The sequence below is a fragment of the Streptococcus sp. A25 genome (assembly GCF_043674095.1).
In the GTDB taxonomy this organism is placed as follows: Bacteria; Bacillota; Bacilli; order Lactobacillales; family Streptococcaceae; genus Streptococcus; species Streptococcus suis_V.
Genome location: NZ_JBIMJO010000026.1, coordinates 1 through 20,450, shown reverse-complemented (window position 1 = coordinate 20,450; position 20,450 = coordinate 1). Strand labels below are relative to the sequence as shown.

Sequence of the window (20,450 nt, the reverse complement as noted above, 5' to 3'; positions counted from 1 at the left end):
TGTATTTCTAGAAAAACGAACGCTGAGTGGCAGAAAAATAGCCTTAGCTAAAGGTGACGAGCTGTGAATACAGGTTCTAGGGTTTTGGCCGGCTCCCTTTTCGTGTTTTTGGAGGAACTATGTTTCGTTATATTGTAAAGAGGATTTTGCAGGCCATTCCTCTCTTATTACTCATTTCCTTTATCGTCTTTTCCCTGATTCAATTGGCCCCCTTTGATGTGATTGATTCCATGACAACGCCCAATATGGATCAGGAGCAAATTGACCTGCTCAAGGAACGGTATGGGCTCAACCAACCTTTCTTGGTTCAGTACGGCATCTGGCTAAAGGGCCTCTTGACAGGGGACCTTGGTTTTTCTCTGATGACCCAGCATTCAATTGGGGCGGATTTGGCGGAGAAAATTCCTAATACCATTTCGCTTGTCTTGCCTTCTTACTTGACTGCCCTAGTCTTGGCAGTGTCCTTGGGTTTGATTTCAGCCTCCCAGCGAGGGAAGTGGGTTGATAAGGTTATCGATGCCTTTGCCTCTATCGGGATTGCCATGCCGACCTTCTGGTTTGCCATGATTTTGATTTATCTCTTTGGTTATAAGTGGCGCCTCTTTCCTTTTATCGGTATGTATACCCTGGGTAAGGAAGGGGATTTTCTGGATTTTCTCTCCCATTTCACCCTGCCCTATCTGACCTTGACCATGGCTTTCCTACCAGAATTAATTCGTTTCATCCGGGCATCAGCCATTGTGGAGGTGGACAAGGACTATGTGACCGTACAAGAGGCTTTTAAGGCTAAAAAATCAGAAATCTTCGGCAAGCATGTGGCACGAAATGTCTTGATTCCTGTAGCCACCCAGGTGGGGATGGCCCTGCCTATGTTGGTGACGGGAGCTATCATTACAGAAACCATTTTTGCCTGGCCGGGAGTGGGACCTTATCTGACAGCAGCAACTAAAGCCCTGGACTATCCGGTGATTATGGCGGTTATGCTCCTGTCTGCCAGCCTTGTCATCCTGGGCAATCTCCTGTCGGATGTCTTGTATGCCCTAGTGGATCCCCGTGTCTGGAAAGGAGGAGAGAACTAATGTTGATACTCAAACAATTGAAGGCAACACTCAAAGAATCTCCCCTCTATCTCTTTTCAGTCATCTTTATCCTCTTTTTGGTAGTCCTGTCTCTCTTGGCCCCCCTTATCCCTATCGATCCCAATCTGACGGATGTGACGCAGATGAACCAGGGACCGAGTGCGGAGCATTGGTTTGGAACGGACCAGGTTGGGCGTGACTACTTTATCCGCGTTATCTACGGTGGACGGATTTCCCTTTTAGTCGGTCTCATGGCCATGGTCGCCTCGGTGACAATCGGCAGCCTGGTCGGGATAACGGCTGGTTATCTTGGCGGAAAATGGGACAATGTCATCATGCGGATTGTTGAAGTTCTGTCTTCTATTCCCTGGCTGGTTTTGGTCATCGTGCTCAGCATCTTCTTGAAACCTGGCTTGTCAACCATTATCATTGTTATTGGTGGCTTTTCTTGGATGAGCATTGCCCGAATTTTACGGGCCGAGACCATGAAAGCCAAGGTGGCAGACTATGTTGGTTATGCAGCCTTTATCGGTGTTAAAAAGCGGAAAATCATCTGGCGCCATATTTTACCAGCAATCCTCCCAACCTTGATAGTAACGGCATCGACCAGCATTTCGTCGGCCATTATGACGGAGTCTGCCCTCAGTTTCTTGGGAATGGGGATCCAGCAACCGCTGGCTTCTTGGGGAAGTCTCCTGCAAAATGCCCAGTCAACCTTGCAGAGTGCTCCACATATGGCAATCCTGCCTGGACTTTTTATCCTTCTGACTATTTATTCCTTTAACAATATCGGTGACTTGATTCGTGATTGCCTAGAAAGAGAGGTCTACTAATGACAGAGAATTTGATTAGCTTAAACAATCTGACCATTACCAATCAGAAACGGACCTCTCAAATGGTCTTGGTGGACGGTATTGACCTCAGCATTCCCAAGGGAAAAATCGTCGGTATCGTTGGCGAGTCGGGTTCTGGAAAGAGCTTGACCATGAAGTCTCTGATGGGGATTTTGCCCAGAGGTTTGGAGGCAAGTTATAGCAGCTTTGAGATGGACGGACAGGCTGTTGACAATCCCAAAGCTCTGCCCTTGTCCATGATTTTCCAGGATCCTATGACCTCTCTTAATCCCTTGCGGACCATTGGTTTTCATCTGAGGGAAGTGGTGCGTCGTTTCCAGCCAGGCTTGAGCAAGGACCAGGTGGAGACAGAAATATTATCGATTCTAGAAAAGGTTGGTATTGCGGATCCAGCTTTACGTCTCAAGCAATTTCCCTTTGAGTTTTCAGGTGGTATGCGGCAGCGGATTGTCATTGCCATGGCTTTATTAGCCAAACCCCAGCTCTTGATTGCGGATGAGCCGACAACGGCCTTGGATGTGACTATTCAGGCTCAGATTTTGGCCCTGCTCAATGAGTTGCAGGAGTCCTTTGGCTTGACCATTGCCATTGTCAGTCATGATTTCAGTGTGATTGCTGGCATATGTGACCTGGTCTATGTTATGCGTCAGGGCAAGGTGGTAGAGAAGGCTAATGTGGAGACCATTTTTGCTGAACCGCAGCATGCTTATACCCAGGCCCTACTCAAGGCAGCCCGTTTGGAAACCTTTGACGGCAGCTTGCCAGTAGATAGTCCGACCAGTCAGTTGGTTGAGGTCGGTCCGGACCATTGGGTAAGAAAGGAGCAAGCAGATGCCTAAAGATATTATGGTAGAAGTTGCTGGTGTCAGCAAGACCTATCGGAAAAAATCCTGGTTGGGTCAAGAACAGGTGGTTCAGGCCCTGAAAGATATTGACCTGTCCATTTTCAAGGGGGAAACCCTGGGCTTGGTAGGTGAGTCAGGTAGTGGGAAATCAACCCTGTCCAAGATTATTTTGGGACTGGAAACAGCCAGCCAAGGGGACATTCGTTTTCCAAGCCTATCGGATCAGGAGCTGAAAAAACAGGCCTTGCAGGTCATTTACCAAGATCCCTATTCGTCTCTCAATCCCTACCTATCAGCCTTGGAATTGGTCAAGGAACCCCTCTACGCCCTGCCCAAGGAAGAGGCGGAAAGCAAGGCCTTGGCTATTCTGGAGCGGGTGGGAATCAGTGGGGATGCGGTTCACAAGCGTCCCAAATCCTTTTCAGGTGGTCAACGTCAGCGGATTGGGATTGCACGGGCGGTCGTCTCGCAGCCTCAGTTTGTGGTCTGTGATGAGCCAACATCAGCCTTGGATGTTTCCATACAGGCGACCATTTTGGATTTGCTACGGGGCTTGCAGGATGAATTTGGTTTGACCTATCTCTTTATCTCACACGATTTGACCTTGGTGCGGCACTTTGCAGATCGGATTGCTGTCATGTATAAGGGTAGTCTAGTCGAACTGGGTTCTGCGTCAGCTATTTTCCAAAATCCCCAGCACGCCTATACCCGCTATCTGCTAAAGTCCAATCTGAGTTTGAATCCAGCTCAGGCCCGGCAGGAATTGGCTGATTTGGCAAAGAATAAGCAGAGCCACGACTTTGTCACTCAAGGTCAGTGGTTAGAGGTGGAGGAGGGACATTTTGTCCTTTCAAGCCTTGATAAATAAAATTTATAACGAGATTGAAAATCTATATTAGACGATGTTTCTTGCTCGTGATAGAATAATAAAAAATTGATAGAGAGGATTTCCTATGAAGAAGGTTGTGATTGGTATTTCGGGTAATGAGCAAGAATTTCCAAGCAAATCGGGCCGTCATTATGTGACGGTGGCGCGTGAATTATCAGACGGTGTGCGCCAGGCTGGTGGCTTGCCAATCGTGATTCCTATGGGAAATCCGGATTCGGCCAAGGATTACATTGACATGGTGGACAAGTTGATTTTATCTGGTGGTCAGCATGTAGACCCTAGCCTGTATGGCCAGGAAAAAGAGATTGACAGTGACGATTATTTGTTGGCGCGTGATGAGTTTGAATTGGCCTTGATTAAGGAGGCTCTTCGTCAGGGCAAACCGATTTTTGCGGTCTGCCGTGGGATGCAGTTGCTCAATGTGGCCCTGGGTGGTAGTCTGGAGCAGTCCTTGGAGGACCATTGGCAGAATGATTGGGCAGGAACCTCTCACCAGCTAGAAGTCGAGGGCCACAGCCGTGTCAGCCACCTCTTTGCCCAAGGTAGTCAAATCAATTCCTTCCACCACCAGCGTATCAAGGAATTGGCACCTGGTTTAGTAGCAACAGGACGTGATCCACGAGATGGGACCATTGAGGCTTATGAAAGCAAGGGCAAGCAGGCCCTATTTGGCCTTCAGTGGCACCCAGAGTTCTTGTTTGAGGATTGCCGTCAACACAGAGAACTTTTCCAATACATTGTTGATCGATTTTAAGTTAACCAGCTGCTCGTAAGAGTGGTTGGTTTTTGCATGTTTTCAAAAGCTATAGTGAAACTGGGTTTTGATATAGTTAAAACTTATAACTATCTATAAAAAATACCAATTGGTCAGATTTCATTTTCTGTGTTAAGATAAATACAGTTCAAAAATTAAGGAGATTACTTTCTATGAAACTTAAAAAATTATTTACCTTTGCAGCAACAGCTGCCCTATCCATTGCGACACTTGCAGCATGTGCTCCAGCATCTGAATCAGGTTCAACTTCTTCAGATGCAGCGGAAACAACCTTGAAGGTTGGTATCATGACGCGCAATACTTACACGACTGATGTTTGGAACAAGGTTACGGAAAATGCTGCCAAAGAAGGTGTGAAGTTGGAGTTCACAGAATTCACAGACTATTCACAACCAAACAAGGCCTTGGCTGAGGGCGATGTGGATGTCAATGCCTTCCAACACATTTTCTTCTTGGATAACTGGAACACAGAAAACGGTGAAAACTTGCAGGTTGCGGGCTACACTCTTTACAGCCCAATTCGTTTCTACTCAGGTATCGCAGACGGTAAAGACAAGTATGCAGATGTCGAAGACCTTCCAGAAGGTGCTGAAATCGCAATTCCTAACGACCCAACAAACGGTAGCCGTGCCCTCTTCTTGCTTGAGTCACTTGGCTTGATCAAGTTGGAAGTGAAAGACGGTGACTTGGCATCACTTGCTGATATTACTGAAAATCCAAAAAATATCAAAATCACTGAATTGGATGCTAGCCAAACAGCTCGTTCATTGGAATCAGTTGACGGGGCAGTTATCAACAATAACTACGCTCAACAAGCAGGTATCGATACAGACACTGCCTTGTATATCGAGGAAAAAGGTCCAAATACAAAAGTTTGGTACAATGTTATCGCTGCTCAAGACAAGTGGGAAGAGTCAGATAAGGCTGACGCGATCAAAGCCCTTGTCAAAGCATACAACACTGATGAAGTTGGTAAGTTGATTGAGGACGGCTCTAAGAAAACAGATTTCCCAATCTGGAACGAAGCAGAATAAAAAGAATTAAACAACAGGATAGAGGCTGGGAGACCCCCAGCTTCTCTTCCTATTTTTGGAGGAGGTAGAAAAAATGGGACAGACAAATGAGCAGGCACAAATCGCAGCCTTCCAGGAAGACAAGATTGTCCAGGAGGGGATTGGGCATCTGAGAAAACTGATTAGTATGAAATCTATCTTTGCCCAGCAGATTGGTCTTTTGGAGGTTGCTACTTACCTCAAGAATTTGTTTGAAAGTGCAGGGGCAGAGGTTATCTTGGACCAGTCTCATACGGCTCCTTTTGTCATGGCTCGTTTTGCAGCGACGGTGCCCAATGCCAAGACCCTGATTTTCTACAACCACTATGACACAGTGCCGGCTGATAGTGACCAAATTTGGCTCAAGGGGCAACCCTTTGAACTGACAATGGACGAGACCCACATGTATGGCCGCGGGGTGGATGATGACAAGGGGCATATTACAGCTCGCCTATCCGCCCTTCAGAGCTATCAGGCTAAGCACGACGGTCAACTACCGGTCAATGTTATTTTCATCATGGAAGGTGCTGAAGAGTCGGCATCGGTTGATTTGGATAAGTATTTGGTCAAGTACAAGGACCAGTTATCAGGTGCCGACTTGCTCATCTGGGAACAAGGTCACCGAAATGCCCTCAATCAGCTAGAAATCGCTGGCGGAAACAAGGGAATCGTGACTTTCGATGTCTCTGTCCAATCGGCAGAGCTGGACATTCATTCGTCCTATGGCGGAGTGATTGACTCCGCTAGCTGGTATCTCTTGTCCGGCCTCCAGTCCCTCCGAAGTCCAGATGGTCGTGTCCTGGTGGATGGTCTCTATGACCAGGTTCAGGAGCCGAATGAGCAAGAGTTAGCCTTGGTAGAGGAGTTCGCCCTAACCAGTCCTGAAAATCTTACGGAGATTTACAGCTTGACCCTGCCAACACTCTTGGAAGAGCGAAAAGCATTTTTGAAACGCCTTTATTTTGAGCCGTCCATTACCATTGAGGGTCTTTCTACAGGCTATCTGGGCCAGGGAGTCAAGACCATTATTCCAGCCCAGGCTTCTGCCAAGATGGAGATTCGTCTGGTACCGGATTTGGATCCTCAGGATGTGCTGGACAAGGTCCGTCAACAGCTGGTGAAGAATGGCTTTGACAGGGTTCAGGTCGATTTCACCCTAGGTATCAAGAGCTACCGTAGCGACATGACTGCGCCAGCCATTGCCAAAGTTATCGAGTTAGCTAAAAAGTTGACGGTTGACGGGGTTTCGGTGTTGCCAACCTCGCCGGGGACAGGCCCTATGCATACAGTCTTTCATGCCCTGCAGGTGCCAATTGCTGGATTTGGACTGGGCAATGCCAATAGCCGAGACCATGCGGGCGATGAAAATGTAAAAATTGCTGACTATTATAGTCATGTTCAACTAATTGAGGAGTTAATAGCAAGTTATGAGTAAGGAAATGATTAAGCTAGATAATATCGATGTGACCTTTCATCAGAAAAAGCGCACGATTGAGGCGGTTAAGGATGTAACCATCCATATTAACCAAGGCGATATTTATGGAATTGTCGGCTATTCTGGGGCGGGGAAATCAACCCTGGTCCGTGTTATCAACCTCTTGCAGGTGCCGACAGCAGGTAAAATCACTATTGATGAAGATGTGATTTTTGAAGGTGATAAGGTTACGTTGACACCAGCCCAACTGCGAATCAAACGCCGTGAAATTGGGATGATTTTCCAGCATTTCAATCTGATGGCCCAGATGACTGCTGCGGAAAATGTGGCTTTTGCCCTCAAGCATTCTGGCTTGACCAAGGAAGAAAAGGCAGCCAAGGTTGCCAAGCTCTTGGACCTGGTTGGTTTGGCGGACCGAGCAGAAAACTATCCGTCTCAACTTTCAGGTGGCCAAAAGCAGCGGGTCGCTATTGCGCGTGCCCTTGCCAATGATCCTAAAATCTTGATTTCTGACGAGTCAACCTCTGCCTTGGACCCTAAAACAACCAAGCAGATTCTGGCTCTCTTGCAAGAACTCAATGAGAAATTGGGCTTGACCATTGTCATGATTACCCATGAGATGCAGATTGTCAAAGACATTTGCAACCGGGTGGCGGTGATGCAGGATGGTCAGTTGATTGAGGAAGGATCTGTTCTTGAGATTTTCTCACATCCTAAGCAGGAATTGACCCAGGACTTTATCAAAACAGCAACAGGAATCGATGAAGCACTGGTCAAAATTTACCAGCAGGGGATTGTGCAAAATCTGCCGGAAGACAGTCTTCTGGTCCAACTCAAGTATTCGGGTGCCAGCACGGATACGGCTATTGTCAATGATTTGTATAAGATGTACCAGGTGACATCCAATATTCTTTACGGAAATATTGAGATTTTGGACCACACGCCAGTGGGTGAGCTAGTCGTTATCTTATCAGGTGAACCTGCCCAATTGCACCATGCCTTGGAGGCTGTGGCAGAGGCACAGGTAGAAGTGACTGTTTTGAAGGGAGCACAAGATGAATCAGTGGATTGAAACAACATTTGAAAATGTGATAAAAATGGGCTGGGATACGCCTTACGGTTGGTTGCCAGCCATTCAGGCGACCATTTATATGACCTTCTGGTCCTTTATCTTTGGAGGCCTTTTGGGCTTGGTCGGAGGTCTTCTTTTGGTATTGACAGGCCCTCGTGGCATTTTGGAAAACAAGTATGCGTTCTGGATTTTGGACAAGGTGGCCTCTCTTTTTCGGGCGGTTCCCTTTATCATCCTTTTGGCTGTCCTCAACCCTGTAACCCGTGCGATTGTAGGAACAGGTATCGGTCTCAAAGCTGCCTTGGTCCCTCTGTCCCTGTCTGTATTTCCATTCTATGCCCGTCAGGTTCAGGTTGTCTTGTCAGAGTTGGACCGGGGTGTGATTGAGGCAGCCCAGTCAGTAGGAGCCACTATTCCTGATATTATCAAGGTTTACCTACGCGAAGGTCTGCCAGACTTGATTCGTGTAACAACCCTGACTCTGATTTCCCTGGTTGGTTACACCGCTATGGCAGGTGCCATTGGTTCCGGTGGCCTAGGTAACGTCGCTATTTCCTATGGTTATAACCGTTCGGATGATGATGTAACCTTGGTTGCGACACTCCTCATCTTGATCATGATCTTCTTCATCCAGTTTGTCGGAGATTTTGTGACCAAGAAAATCAACCATCGTTAATAGACAGAAAACAAAGATGTTGGCTAATGGTTGATATATCTTTGTTTTTTTCATATCATAAATAAAAAAGAGGTGAATAGTATGGAATTTGAAAAATTAGTGCGGGGTGAGCCGGGGCAATATGTGGCATCCAGCGGTGCCATTAAAGAATTGCCAGCAAGATTGGTAATCTTCAAGCAGCCGGTCATTGTGACAGGGCAGAAATCCTATGCGGCCTTTGTCAAACACGGTGGCAATCAACCCAATTGGCCGGTGCTCTTCTATGACCAGACAGCCAGTCATGAAGATATGAATCGCTTGGCAGAAAAGGCTAAAAGTCTAGGTGCGGATGTCTTGATTGGCGTAGGTGGCGGCAAGGTCATGGATACGACCAAGGGGACAGCCGACCGTCTGGGTATTGAGGCGGTTTTTGTACCGACCCTGGTTTCTACCTGTGCCTGCTCGACCCCGCTCTTGGTGGCCTATCATCCAGACCATACCTTCAAGTCTATTGATTACTGCCAACGGTCGGGTTTTATGACGGTGGTGGATTATGACCTGCTGTTGGATTCGCCACGGGAGTTTTTCATTTCAGGCATTTCGGATACCCTGGCCAAATGGTATGAGCTGGAGGCGATTCACAGAGGGAAAAATCGTGCGGACCTGCCTGCCCTTGTTCAACTGGCGCTAGCGACAGCCAAGGTCTCGCTGGATATTTTACTTCAGGACACGGAGACAGCTGTTGCGGATTTTGACCAGAACAAACTAAGTCCAGCCTTTCAGCGGATTGTGGATACGACCTTTGCCATTGCGGCTAATGTCGGCTGTCAGACCAGCGACTATGTATCGGGGGCTCACGCTCTTCATAATGGATTGACCCTGCTCCATGAAACCCACTGCATTGCCCATGGACTCAAGGTTTCTTATGGGATTTTGGTGCAATTATGCCTGACGGGTGACAGGGATGAGGTCAGAAAACTCCTGCCTTTTTACCAAAAGAACGGCTATATCTTTTCTTGGAAACAGCTGGGTGTGACGGAGGATAGGGCAGCTGCTATGCAAAAGGTGGCTGAGTTTGCGACCTCTAGCAAGGAAAGCTACATCAATATTGATCAGAATATTCAAACTCAGGATGTGGTTAAGGCCATGTTGACCTTGGAAAGTCTGGTGGAGGAAGTCTATGGCTAGAAAAATCGGTATCATAGGTCTGGGCCATGTCGGAGCCACCCTCCTGCATGATTTGGTGGCAGGCAATCTCTTTGACGACTATGTCCTGATTGACAAAAATGAAGAGAAACTTGCGGCAGATATTCTGGATATGGAGGACCGTGTGGCCAATACGGGGCAGTCTGCCACTTTCATTGCCAATGATTACAGTGCTCTATCGGACGCAGATATTATCGTGTCGAGCCTTGGGAAAATCAGTCTCCAGGCCAATGCAGCCAATAGTCGCTTTGCGGAACTGCCTTTTACTAGTCAAGAGGTCAAAGAAGTCTCGAGCAAGTTGGTTGCTTCAGGTTTTTCTGGTATTTTGATTGTCATTACGAATCCCGTCGATGTCATCAGTCAGCTCTATCAGACCTATACTGGTTTTCCTCGCAATCGGGTGATTGGCACAGGTACCTTACTAGATACGGCCCGGATGAAACGTGCGGTGGGGCATCGATTTGGGGTCTCTCCGACGGCCATCTCAGGCTACAATCTAGGTGAGCATGGCAATTCCCAATTCACTGCATGGAGTCAGGTGGCGGTGGCGGGTCAGCCTATTCAGGCACTTTTGCACCAGAAAGAGATGGACCAGCTGGCAGAGGAGGCGCGCATGGGCGGACACACCGTATTTTTCGGCAAGGGCTATACCAATTTTGCCATCGCAGCGGCGGCCAAACGCTTGGTTGAGGCGGTTTTGGGCAATAGCAGAGCAGTGCTACCGGTTTCTCATTACCAGCAAGAGTACGGGGTTTATCTAGGTTATCCAGCAGTCATCGGCAGAGAGGGCATTGTAGACAGGGTGCGACTAGACTTGACACAGGAGGAATGTGACCTCCTAGCAGCATCTGCAAAGCAAATCAGTAGTCGAGTAGAGATTGCCCAGACAGGAGACTGGGATAGCTTGAGTTTGTGATATGGTAGTAGACAAAGCCCAGTAAATCTGCTATACTATTCAACAAGAAAGAAGGTTGTTTCAGCATCTTTGTTTAGCGAGCTTGGGAGAGTGGGAGCCGAGCCGGGGTGGAAATAATTGGCGCTTTCAGTGAAAAAATTATATAAAATGAAGTAATAAATTAGGGTGGAACCGCGTTCTCAACGCCCCTATGTCGCAAGGCAGGGGGGAGAGAAGGTGGTTCTTTTTCTGTTTTACCAGAGATGAAAGAGAAGATATGAAGAATTTTTATCTAGTGGATAGCCAAGAACAGCTGTTTAACTATCAGAAATTTGTCTCAAAATACGAGGCAAAATGGCATGACTATATCCATTTTCTAAGGAAGGAATATCAAGTTCGTGATTTGCCCCAAGCCCTTATCTGGGCAAATGAAGAAGCCGCAAGAAAATTACTTGGCCAAAGTCCCGTACCAGCCTACACTAATGATATCCGCATGGTCATGACACCAGACTTAGCAGTTTGGAAAAAGATTTACCAGCATCAACTAGATAGCTACGAGAACAGCCCAGACTTGCAGACATTGAGTGCTCACTACAAAGGTTTGTCGGAAAATCATCTGTTGCAAATTATCGGTCATGAGCTGGCGCATTGGTCAGACCTTTTTCTGGATGACTTTGCGGACTATGATGCAAACATCTGGTTTGAAGAGGGCATGGTCGAGTACATCAGCAGACAGTATTTTTTGACAGAAGAAGAGTTTGCTCAAGAGCGGTTTTGTAATCAGCTCTTGGTTGGCCTCTTTCAAGAAAAACACGGCTGGCATTCCTTGGATTCTTTTGGAAAATCCACTTACGAAGGAAATTACGCGAGTATTTTTTACGAGTACTGGCGAAGTTTTCTCACCATTGACCAGTTAGTAGAGAAAGTAGGTTCGGTCCAAGCACTTTTTGAAACCTATTATAAATGGGCACAGTCAGACCAAAGCATTTCGCTACTCAACTGGTTTGTGCAGGAAGAATTATTAGAAAAAGAAATTTAAAAAGAAACAGGAGTAACTTATGTCAAAGAAACTTACTTTCCAGGAAATTATCCTGACCTTACAACAATTTTGGAATGAGCAGGGTTGTTTGCTCATGCAGGCTTATGATACGGAAAAAGGGGCGGGGACTATGAGTCCCTACACTTTCTTGCGTGCTATTGGTCCTGAGCCATGGAATGCGGCTTATGTGGAGCCTTCTCGTCGTCCTGCGGACGGTCGTTACGGAGAAAACCCAAACCGTTTGTATCAGCACCACCAATTCCAAGTGGTGATGAAACCATCTCCATCTAATATCCAAGAACTCTACTTGGAGTCTTTGGAGCGTTTGGGCATCAATCCTTTGGAGCATGATATTCGTTTTGTTGAGGATAACTGGGAAAACCCGTCAACAGGCTCAGCTGGTCTGGGCTGGGAAGTTTGGTTGGACGGTATGGAAATCACGCAGTTTACCTATTTCCAACAGGTTGGCGGCTTGGCGACAGGCCCTGTCACAGCCGAAGTAACTTATGGTTTGGAGCGCTTGGCTTCCTACATTCAAGAGGTTGACTCCGTTTACGATATTGAGTGGGCTGACGGTGTTAAATACGGTGAAATCTTCATCCAGCCAGAGTATGAGCATTCAAAATACTCCTTTGAAGTATCCGACCAAGACATGCTCCTTGAAAACTTCACCAAGTTTGAGAAAGAAGCAGAGCGGGCTTTGGAAGAAGGCTTGGTTCACCCAGCCTTTGACTATGTGCTCAAATGTTCTCACACCTTTAACCTGCTCGATGCCCGTGGTGCTGTGTCTGTAACCGAACGTGCAGGCTACATTGCCCGTATCCGTAACCTAGCTCGTGTCGTTGCTAAGACCTTTGTGGCTGAGCGTAAAAAATTAGGCTTCCCACTTTTAGACGAAGCAGCACGAGCAGAATTGTTGAAGGAGGACGCAGAATAATGACAAAGAATTTACTTGTTGAACTTGGTTTGGAAGAAATCCCTGCCTACATCGTAACCCCAGCCATGCACCAGTTGCGTGACCGCATGGCGACTTTTTTGACAGACAATCGCTTGGCTTTTGACAGCATTGATGTTTTTTCAACGCCACGCCGTTTGGCTGTTCGTGTGCGTGGTTTGGCAGACCAGCAGACGGATCTTACAGAAGATTTCAAGGGTCCTGCTAAGAAGATTGCCTTGGACGCAGATGGGAACTTCACCAAAGCTGCTGAAGGCTTTGTCCGTGGTAAAGGCTTGACGACAGCTGACATCGAGTTTCGCGAGATCAAGGGCGAAGAGTATGTCTATGTGACCAAGCATGAGGCGGGTCAGCCAGCTAAGGCAGTTTTGGCGGGCATTCCAGAGGTCTTGAAGGCTATGACCTTCCCTGTCAGCATGAACTGGGCGTCCAACAAATTCGCCTACATCCGTCCTGTCCACACCTTGACCGTTCTCTTGGACGATGAAGCATTGGATATGGATTTCTTGGACATTAGATCAGGTCGCATCAGTCGTGGTCATCGTTTCCTTGGAAATGAAACAGAGATTGCAAGTGCAGATTCTTACGAGGCTGACTTGCGTGCACAGTTTGTCATTACAGACCCCGCAGAGCGTCAAAATATGATTATCGAGCAAATCAAGGCTATCGAGGACAAACACAATGTGACAGTCGAAATTGATGAAGATTTGCTCAATGAAGTTCTCAACTTGGTCGAGTACCCAACTGCCTTCATGGGTTCTTTTGACACTAAATATTTGGAAGTACCAGAAGAAGTCTTGGTTACTTCTATGAAAAATCACCAACGTTACTTTGTGGTGCGGGATAAGTCTGGCAAACTCTTGCCAAACTTCATCTCCGTCCGTAACGGGAATGACCAGTACCTTGACAATGTCATCAAAGGAAATGAAAAAGTCTTGGTGGCTCGTCTGGAAGATGGCGAATTCTTCTGGCGTGAAGACCAAAAACTCAAGATTGCTGACTTGGTGGAACGCCTCAAAGTCGTGACCTTCCATGAGAAAATCGGCTCACTTTACGAGCATATGGAACGCACCAAGGTCATCGCAGAAAAACTGGCTGACTTGGCAGGTTTGTCTGCGGATGAAAAAGCAGATGTTGTACGTGCGGCGGATATCTACAAGTTTGACCTCTTGACAGGCATGGTCGGAGAGTTTGATGAATTGCAAGGGATTATGGGTGAGAAGTATGCTCTTCTTGCAGGGGAAAAACCTGCGGTGGCAGCAGCTATCCGTGAGCACTACCTGCCAAACTCTGCAGAGGGTGAATTGCCTGAAAGCAAGGTCGGTGCGGTCTTGGCACTGGCTGACAAATTTGATACCCTCCTATCTTTCTTCTCAGTAGGCTTGATTCCTTCTGGCTCAAACGACCCTTACGCTCTTCGTCGTGCAACACAGGGTATCGTGCGGATCTTGGAAGCCTTTGGTTGGGAAATTCCATTGGATCAGCTGATTACGGAGCTCTACAGCTTGAACTTTACTAGTTTGACTTATGACAACCAGCCAGCTGTGATGGACTTCATCCGTGCTCGTGTAGAGAAGATGATGGATAAGGCCATTCCGAAAGACATCCGCGAGGCTGTGCTTGCTAGCTCAACTTTTGTCGTTAGACTGCAACTGGCAGCCAGCTCTGCTATTTTCCAAAAATCAAAAGAGGCTGACTACAAGGAAGCCGTGGAAAACTTGTCACGGGTCTTCAACTTGGCTGAAAAGGCAGAGGCGACTGTCATTGACGAGGCCCTCTTCGAAAACGACCAGGAAAAAGCCCTTGCTGCTGCAGTGGCAGGCTTGGAGTTGACAGAAGACATGGCGGGCAACTTGGACAAGCTCTTTGCTCTTAGTCCAGTCATCGCAGCCTTCTTCGACAATACCATGGTCATGGCGGACGACGCAGCGGTCAAAGCCAACCGCTTGGCACTTTTGAAATCATTAGCGGATAAGGCGGCTGTAGTAGCAGTCTTCAATCTCTTGAATAGTAAGTAGGAGGTATTCATGGAACAAGCAAAAATCGATCGCATCAATGAACTGGCCCGCAAGAAAAAAGCAGAAGGCTTGACAGAGGAGGAGCTGCAGGAACAGGCAGCTCTTCGCGAGGAGTACATCGAGGGTTATCGCCGTAGCGTGCGTGCCCATGTTGAAGGTATCAAGGTTGTCGATGAAGACGGCAATGATGTGACACCTGAGAAACTCCGTCAAGTCCAACGTGAAAAAGGCTTGCACGGACGTAGTTTGGATGATCCTAATTCCTAAGACAAAGAAAAGGCTTGAGTTTCGGCTCAAGTCTTTTGCTATATATAATTTAATTCCTTCGGCAGGGCGACGGTTTCTTGCCCCTCTTTATCGAATACCAATACTGTTGACGGGAAGAAGGGGTCGAATTTGTTTTGGAAATCAATGGTGAGAACCTCTTTATAGCCTTCCTGTGAAAAGGTAATGCTGAGTTTGCCCTTGCGATTTTTCAGGGAGAAGCGCAGAACCTTTTTCAAAGGCAGGACTCCTTTTAAATAATTATCAATGATAAACCAAAAATGGTCGATCACTTCGCCAGGAAGGGAAGTGACAACGCCGAAGCTGGCATAGCGCCCTTTTGTCTCTTGAAATGCCATAGTGACCTCCTCTCAGGTAAGAAAAAAGCCTGAAAAACAGGATTTTCTTTATGAATGACTTTATCGATTTCGCAGTTCTAAATAGCGTTTGTACCAAATGTTGACATAGGCTGGAGAAAAGGGACCACGCTGATTGTTGATCCAGTCTACCAGGATTTTGACATTTTCCTTCAAGATATAGTCAATATCTGTCGAATAATTCATTGATTTCCGGTGGCGCTCGTACTCATCTACATCCAGCAATCGCTTTTCTCCATCCGCAAAGACTTTTACGTCTAGGTCATAGTCGATGTACTTCAAAGCCTCATTGTCTAGGACATAGGGGCTGGCAAGGTTGCAGTAGTAAGAAACCCCGTTCTCTCGAATCATGGCGATGATATTGAACCAATATTTTTTATGGAAATAGACAATAGCAGGTTCTCTTGTCACCCAACGTCGACCATCATTTTCAGTGACTAATGTATGATTATTGACTCCAATGATGGCATTTTCTGTTGTTTTTAGTACCATGGTGTCACGCCAGGCGCGATGAATTTCACCATCATGTTTATAACTTTGAATTGTAATAAAGTCGCCTTCTTTTGGTAATTTCACCTTGTTACCAACTTTCTACTATTACAATTTATCTTGACTATTATATCATATTTTTGGCACCTTGGCGAAATTTTTGTCATAGATAGTCGCGTAAAGCCGAACGAATGTCACCATAATCATAGCCTTTTCGGGCCAGGGCTTGGGTCAGACGTTGTTGAAGCTCATAGCCTTCATATTTTCGGCTATATTTGCGGTATTGCTTGTCCAGTTCTTTTTCCAACAAATCGGCTTCTGCCTCCTCATCACTGTCCAAGTCCAAGTTAGCTACCACGCTTTTGGCCAGTTCATAGGAGAATCCCTTAGTCACCAGTCCTTGGGCAATCTTATCCTGCAGGGCGCGGAGAGGCAATTTGTGGCCATATTTTCGTACAATCTTGTCTCCAACCTTTGCCGCTAGCTCAGAAAAGTCTGTATCAGTCAGTGCCTGGTCAATCAGGGATTTTTCAAGACCCTTGAGCTGCAATTTTTGCCGAAGGACAGCTGGCCCCTTGTCCCCGTTCAAGCTATTCTGCCGAACATAAGTTTCCGCATAGGCTAGGTCGTTGACCCAGTTTTCCTCCTCTAGATTGCGCAAAATTGCTGGGATGGTGTTCTCATCAATTTCGTACTTTCGTAGATAGTCAGCCACTTCCTTCTTGGTCCGCTGCTTAAAGGAAATAAAATAAAGAGCCAGGTTTTTCCCATAAGAAAATTGGGCAAAGTCCCGAATCTCCGCCAACTCCTGTTCAGAAATTTCCTTGTCCTTGGTCAGCATAAAGCGTACAATGGTGTCCTCAGTGATATAGAGCTTGTCTGAACTATCCAGCTCCAGCAAATAGAGCCGTTTTTTCTTTTCAATCTTTGTTACTCTCATTCTTTCATTATACAGGAATTTTCGGTAAAATAGAAACATGAATCTACAAGTAAACCAACGAATTCCTCTAAAAATCAAGCGCATGGGCATTAACGGCGAAGGTATCGGCTTTTACCAGAAAACTCTCGTTTTTGTCCCTGGCGCTCTCAAGGGAGAAGAGATTTATTGTCAAATTACCGATGTCAAGCGGAATTTTGTCCAGGCCAAGCTTCTGAAAATCAATAAAGAGTCCAAGTTTCGTGTCCAGCCAGCCTGCGAAATTTACCAGGCCTGTGGTGGTTGCCAGATTATGCACCTCCGCTATGACAAGCAGCTGGACTTCAAGCAAGATTTGCTGCTACAAGCCCTGAAAAAATTCAAACCAGCAGGCTATGAACATTTTGACATCCGTCCGACCATCGGCATGGACCAGCCCACCCACTACCGAGCAAAACTGCAGTTCCAGACCCGCTCCTTTAAGGGCAAGGTGACTGCTGGACTCTATGCAGAAGGTAGCCACCGCTTGATTGGGATTACAGATTGTCTAGTCCAAGATGAAGAAACCCAGACCATTATCAATGCCGTGTCAGACTTACTGACCAAGCATCGGATTCCTATTTACAATGAGCGAAGAGAGCAGGGGATTCGGACGGTGATGGTCCGCAGGGCCAGCCAGACTGGCCAGGTGCAGCTGATTTTCGTCACTTCTTGCCAGGTCAATTTGACGCGATTGATTGAGCAATTGACGAAGCAATTTCCTGCCATTGTCACCGTTGCCCTCAACTGGAACCAGTCCAAATCCAGCGAGATTTACGGGGAACGGACGGAGATTTTATGGGGACAAGAAGCCATTTCCGAGGCTGTTTTGGACTATGAATTTTCACTGTCACCTCGGGCATTTTACCAGCTAAACCCGCAGCAGACGGAAGTTCTCTATGGCGAGGCTGTCAAGGCGCTGGATATTGATGGGACGGAGCATCTGATTGATGCCTACTGTGGCGTCGGAACCATTGGCTTTGCCTTTGCAAGAAAGGTTCAGTCGGTTCGGGGAATGGATATTATTCCGGAAGCTATTCAAGATGCTAGAAAAAATGCTGAACGTCTGGGACTGAAAAATACCCATTATGAGGCGGGCAAGGCAGAAGATATTATTCCAAAATGGTATGAGGAAGGCTACCGGGCAGATGCCTTGGTGGTAGATCCGCCTCGAACAGGTCTGGATGATAAGTTGCTGGACACCATTTTACACTACAAGCCAGCCAAGATGGTCTATGTCTCCTGCAACGTGTCGACACTGGCCCGGGATTTGGCAAAATTGGCCAAGGTTTATGATGTAGAATACATCCAGTCAGTCGACATGTTCCCACATACTGCACGGACAGAGGCGGTTGTTAAATTGTCCAAACGAGATATCAACCATCATATTGATCTTGAAATCAATGAAGACGACCTCAAAGATATTTCTGTCAAGAAGGATGCCACTTATTCAGAAATCAAAGATTATGTCTTTAGAAAATTTGAATTAAAAGTATCTACCCTTAACATTGCACAAGTAAAAAGGAAACTTGGGATAATCGAGCGAGAGAACTATAATCACTCTAAGAAAGAAAATCAAAGAGTTCCAAATTGTCCACCCAAAAAAGAACAAGCTATCATCGATGCGTTAACTTGGTTTGGAATGATTGAGTAATTAAATAAATTAAAAAGTGCAGAATTGATCTGCACTTTTTAACGTTCATAATCATTTGTATTGCGATTTTTACTTATTTGTTCTCGGTGTAACTTTTTGTGTTTTTCGATACGTTCAAATACTTTTTTCTTATCATTTTCTGTGAGATAATTTTGAAAATCGTCGTAAAGGTTTCTTGCAGGTTGGACTTCTTTCAATAGTGAATCCATTCTTTTCTTAGCTTCTTTTTGTTCAGCAATTCGTACTGACCTCTCATGTTGAAGCTGCTCCCTGGCTCTTTTTAATTCGCCTGTCAACTGGCTAATTTTCTGTTTCAATCCTTTGACGATACTATTGTTAAAGACTTTATCAATAAAATCGTCTAAAATTTGTTTCATAGGTTTAGTATTTACTTGGTATAACATTTTTTCAAAAATTTTCAAAGGTACAACAGCGAATTTTTCTTTTTTTCCAATTAGTCCACGTTCTTCCACTTTAAAATCTTTTGTAAATAGGTAATTCTTATCCTCTTTAATTCCAATATCCTTTAATAATTGTTCGTTGATAGCATTTACAGCTTCTTCCTGTGCCAATAACAATTCAACTTTGTCAACTTTTGCTTCAAACATCTTATCTAACTTATTAACTGACTCTTGCTTTAAATGAATGGTGTTATCAAATTGTTCAATTGACTGTTCTTTTCTATTAATCTCCTGATCAAGTGTATTCAACTTCTCTTTCTTTTTTGCTAATTCTTTTTCTACGTTTGAGACCTCAGAAGTGATTTCAGCTTTAATCTCATTCAATTTCTTTTCTTTTTCTGCTTCAAGTTTAGCCATCATTTCTTTGTACTCACGCATATCTTTAATATTATTCGTACCTACTTTTTTACGTTCAACTGCCATTTCTTTCAACAAGCCCTCTAGGACTTTAATTTCGTTGTTGCGAAAAGCCATAAGTTGAAATTTTCCTTTTTCTGTAAATCCCTCTTGTTTTAATGCTTTGGAAAAGCTGGGCTGTTTAGAGAGACCATTTTTATAACCGTCTGCGATGGGAACTACATTTAAATGTAAATGCGGAGCACCTTTTTCATCCAGATGCACTACTGCATTATAAACACGGAAATGTGGATGACGTTTTTCGAAATCTTGTGCATATTTAGCTAAATATATCCCTATGTTGAGTTTATATCCTTCTGGTAATTCATCCCAATCCGCTTTTGATCCAATACCAATGATAAACTCTCTTTGTTGATCTAAGGTATCAAGTTTACCAACATGTTTATAATAATCCTTGATTTTTCGATCATTTCTTATCTGCTTTTCATTGTATTCCTGCAAAGAAGGTCCAAATTCCTTTTCATATAGCTCTCGAATATCTAATTGTTTCACTACAATATTTTGATGACTTTTATCTCTAAGAATATGTGAATGTTCTGGGCTCTTCCATTCTTTTTCTGTTAAATCTCTATTATTATGTCGAATGTTTGTCATTCTCGGATTTGTTTTAAATGAAATAGTTAATTTTGGCATCACGTATACTCCTTAAAAATTTTTCTTTAATACAGTATGCCTTAAAAACTCATTTTAAAAATTTGAGAATGAATTTATTGGGAACTATCCCTGAACCAAGTAATTAATTACTGATGTTTTATTCTTTAGGACTGAAATCTATGGAGACCAATCTCTTACTATTAGAATGAAATTGACACCTTAACGAGTCCATTATAGAAAAATGTATTGACTATTTAAGTAATCCATATTTAAGCGATTAATGGTTTTGTATAGTTGACCATTTTGGCTGTAATTTTGGATAAATAAAAAAGACCACGTTCTCTAAAATAATGAGTAAATAAAGAAGACCGTCTTCTCTAAAATAATGGGTAAATAAAGAAGTCCGTGTTCTCTAAAATAATGGGTGGATAAAGAAGTCCACATTTTCTAAAATAATGGATAGATAAAGA

Annotated in this window: 19 protein-coding genes and 1 pseudogene; 16 read left to right on the top strand and 4 right to left on the bottom strand. The window is 45.2% G+C overall.

The annotated features are described in order from the left end of the window. The first annotated feature begins 119 nt into the window (after positions 1 to 119). The 15 genes from ACHBID_RS10375 to ACHBID_RS10305 all read left to right on the top strand — a co-directional run bounded on the left by ACHBID_RS10375 (position 120) and on the right by ACHBID_RS10305 (position 15,036). The gene (locus ACHBID_RS10375) at positions 120 to 1,079 is read left to right on the top strand and encodes an ABC transporter permease (RefSeq protein WP_394732253.1); all 960 of its coding nucleotides are present in this window, start codon (positions 120 to 122) and stop codon (positions 1,077 to 1,079) included. Further along, positions 1,079 to 1,912, top strand: a complete 834-nt coding sequence (locus ACHBID_RS10370; protein ID WP_105110879.1) for an ABC transporter permease — start codon at positions 1,079 to 1,081, stop codon at positions 1,910 to 1,912. Before ACHBID_RS10375 ends, ACHBID_RS10370 begins: the two co-directional genes overlap by 1 nt. Continuing rightward, positions 1,912 to 2,772 (top strand): ABC transporter ATP-binding protein, encoded by an 861-nt coding sequence (locus tag ACHBID_RS10365; protein ID WP_394732254.1) that lies wholly within the window; start codon positions 1,912 to 1,914, stop codon positions 2,770 to 2,772. The genes ACHBID_RS10370 and ACHBID_RS10365 overlap by 1 nt, the downstream gene beginning before the upstream one ends. Continuing rightward, positions 2,765 to 3,646, top strand: a complete 882-nt coding sequence (locus ACHBID_RS10360; protein ID WP_105160328.1) for an ATP-binding cassette domain-containing protein — start codon at positions 2,765 to 2,767, stop codon at positions 3,644 to 3,646. The genes ACHBID_RS10365 and ACHBID_RS10360 overlap by 8 nt, the downstream gene beginning before the upstream one ends. 85 nt (positions 3,647 to 3,731) lie before the next feature. Beyond that, a complete protein-coding gene (locus ACHBID_RS10355) occupies positions 3,732 to 4,421 on the top strand; it encodes a gamma-glutamyl-gamma-aminobutyrate hydrolase family protein (RefSeq protein ID WP_394732255.1) in 690 nt (229 codons plus the stop codon). A gap of 173 nt (positions 4,422 to 4,594) precedes the next feature. Beyond that, entirely contained in the window at positions 4,595 to 5,476 is an 882-nt protein-coding gene (locus ACHBID_RS10350; RefSeq protein WP_394732256.1) for a MetQ/NlpA family ABC transporter substrate-binding protein, read from the top strand. 73 nt (positions 5,477 to 5,549) lie between these two features. Continuing rightward, the gene (locus tag ACHBID_RS10345; RefSeq protein ID WP_105160330.1) at positions 5,550 to 6,929 is read left to right on the top strand and encodes a M20/M25/M40 family metallo-hydrolase; all 1,380 of its coding nucleotides are present in this window, start codon (positions 5,550 to 5,552) and stop codon (positions 6,927 to 6,929) included. Further along, positions 6,922 to 8,001 carry a methionine ABC transporter ATP-binding protein gene (locus tag ACHBID_RS10340; protein WP_394732257.1) on the top strand — a complete coding sequence of 360 codons (1,080 nt, stop codon included), beginning with the start codon at positions 6,922 to 6,924 and terminating at the stop codon, positions 7,999 to 8,001. Before ACHBID_RS10345 ends, ACHBID_RS10340 begins: the two co-directional genes overlap by 8 nt. Beyond that, positions 7,985 to 8,677 carry a methionine ABC transporter permease gene (locus ACHBID_RS10335; protein WP_105110886.1) on the top strand — a complete coding sequence of 231 codons (693 nt, stop codon included), beginning with the start codon at positions 7,985 to 7,987 and terminating at the stop codon, positions 8,675 to 8,677. The genes ACHBID_RS10340 and ACHBID_RS10335 overlap by 17 nt, the downstream gene beginning before the upstream one ends. 81 nt (positions 8,678 to 8,758) lie before the next feature. Beyond that, positions 8,759 to 9,844 carry an iron-containing alcohol dehydrogenase family protein gene (locus tag ACHBID_RS10330; RefSeq protein ID WP_394732259.1) on the top strand — a complete coding sequence of 362 codons (1,086 nt, stop codon included), beginning with the start codon at positions 8,759 to 8,761 and terminating at the stop codon, positions 9,842 to 9,844. Beyond that, the gene (locus ACHBID_RS10325) at positions 9,837 to 10,778 is read left to right on the top strand and encodes an L-lactate dehydrogenase (protein ID WP_394732260.1); all 942 of its coding nucleotides are present in this window, start codon (positions 9,837 to 9,839) and stop codon (positions 10,776 to 10,778) included. Before ACHBID_RS10330 ends, ACHBID_RS10325 begins: the two co-directional genes overlap by 8 nt. 256 nt (positions 10,779 to 11,034) lie before the next feature. Further along, on the top strand, positions 11,035 to 11,796 hold the full coding sequence (locus ACHBID_RS10320) for an elongation factor Tu (RefSeq protein WP_105160333.1): 762 nt from the start codon (positions 11,035 to 11,037) through the stop codon (positions 11,794 to 11,796). A 19-nt stretch (positions 11,797 to 11,815) separates the two neighbouring features. After that, entirely contained in the window at positions 11,816 to 12,733 is a 918-nt protein-coding gene (gene glyQ, locus ACHBID_RS10315; RefSeq protein WP_172094720.1) for a glycine--tRNA ligase subunit alpha, read from the top strand. Then, positions 12,733 to 14,769 carry a glycine--tRNA ligase subunit beta gene (gene glyS, locus ACHBID_RS10310; protein ID WP_394732262.1) on the top strand — a complete coding sequence of 679 codons (2,037 nt, stop codon included), beginning with the start codon at positions 12,733 to 12,735 and terminating at the stop codon, positions 14,767 to 14,769. Before glyQ ends, glyS begins: the two co-directional genes overlap by 1 nt. A 9-nt stretch (positions 14,770 to 14,778) precedes the next feature. Then, on the top strand, positions 14,779 to 15,036 hold the full coding sequence (locus ACHBID_RS10305; protein WP_044681104.1) for a DUF896 family protein: 258 nt from the start codon (positions 14,779 to 14,781) through the stop codon (positions 15,034 to 15,036). Positions 15,037 to 15,074: 38 nt separating this feature from the next. On the opposite strand, the gene ACHBID_RS10300 is transcribed toward ACHBID_RS10305, so the two are convergent. From ACHBID_RS10300 to recX, 3 genes are all read right to left on the bottom strand, one after another. Continuing rightward, a complete protein-coding gene (locus tag ACHBID_RS10300; protein WP_105122486.1) occupies positions 15,075 to 15,392 on the bottom strand; it encodes a DUF960 domain-containing protein in 318 nt (105 codons plus the stop codon). Between the two features lie 60 nt (positions 15,393 to 15,452). Continuing rightward, entirely contained in the window at positions 15,453 to 15,986 is a 534-nt protein-coding gene (locus ACHBID_RS10295) for a DUF402 domain-containing protein (protein ID WP_105110663.1), read from the bottom strand. Between the two features lie 76 nt (positions 15,987 to 16,062). Further along, positions 16,063 to 16,839: a recombination regulator RecX gene (gene recX, locus ACHBID_RS10290; RefSeq protein ID WP_105160342.1), complete on the bottom strand. Its 777-nt coding sequence runs from the start codon at positions 16,837 to 16,839 to the stop codon at positions 16,063 to 16,065. A 37-nt stretch (positions 16,840 to 16,876) separates the two neighbouring features. Here recX and rlmD point away from each other — a divergent pair. Beyond that, a pseudogene (gene rlmD / locus ACHBID_RS10285) lies at positions 16,877 to 18,226 on the top strand (23S rRNA (uracil(1939)-C(5))-methyltransferase RlmD); the annotation flags it as partial. Between the two features lie 320 nt (positions 18,227 to 18,546). Here rlmD and ACHBID_RS10280 read toward each other — a convergent pair. Next, positions 18,547 to 20,019: a plasmid recombination protein gene (locus tag ACHBID_RS10280; protein WP_238143417.1), complete on the bottom strand. Its 1,473-nt coding sequence runs from the start codon at positions 20,017 to 20,019 to the stop codon at positions 18,547 to 18,549. Positions 20,020 to 20,450: the final 431 nt, after the last annotated feature.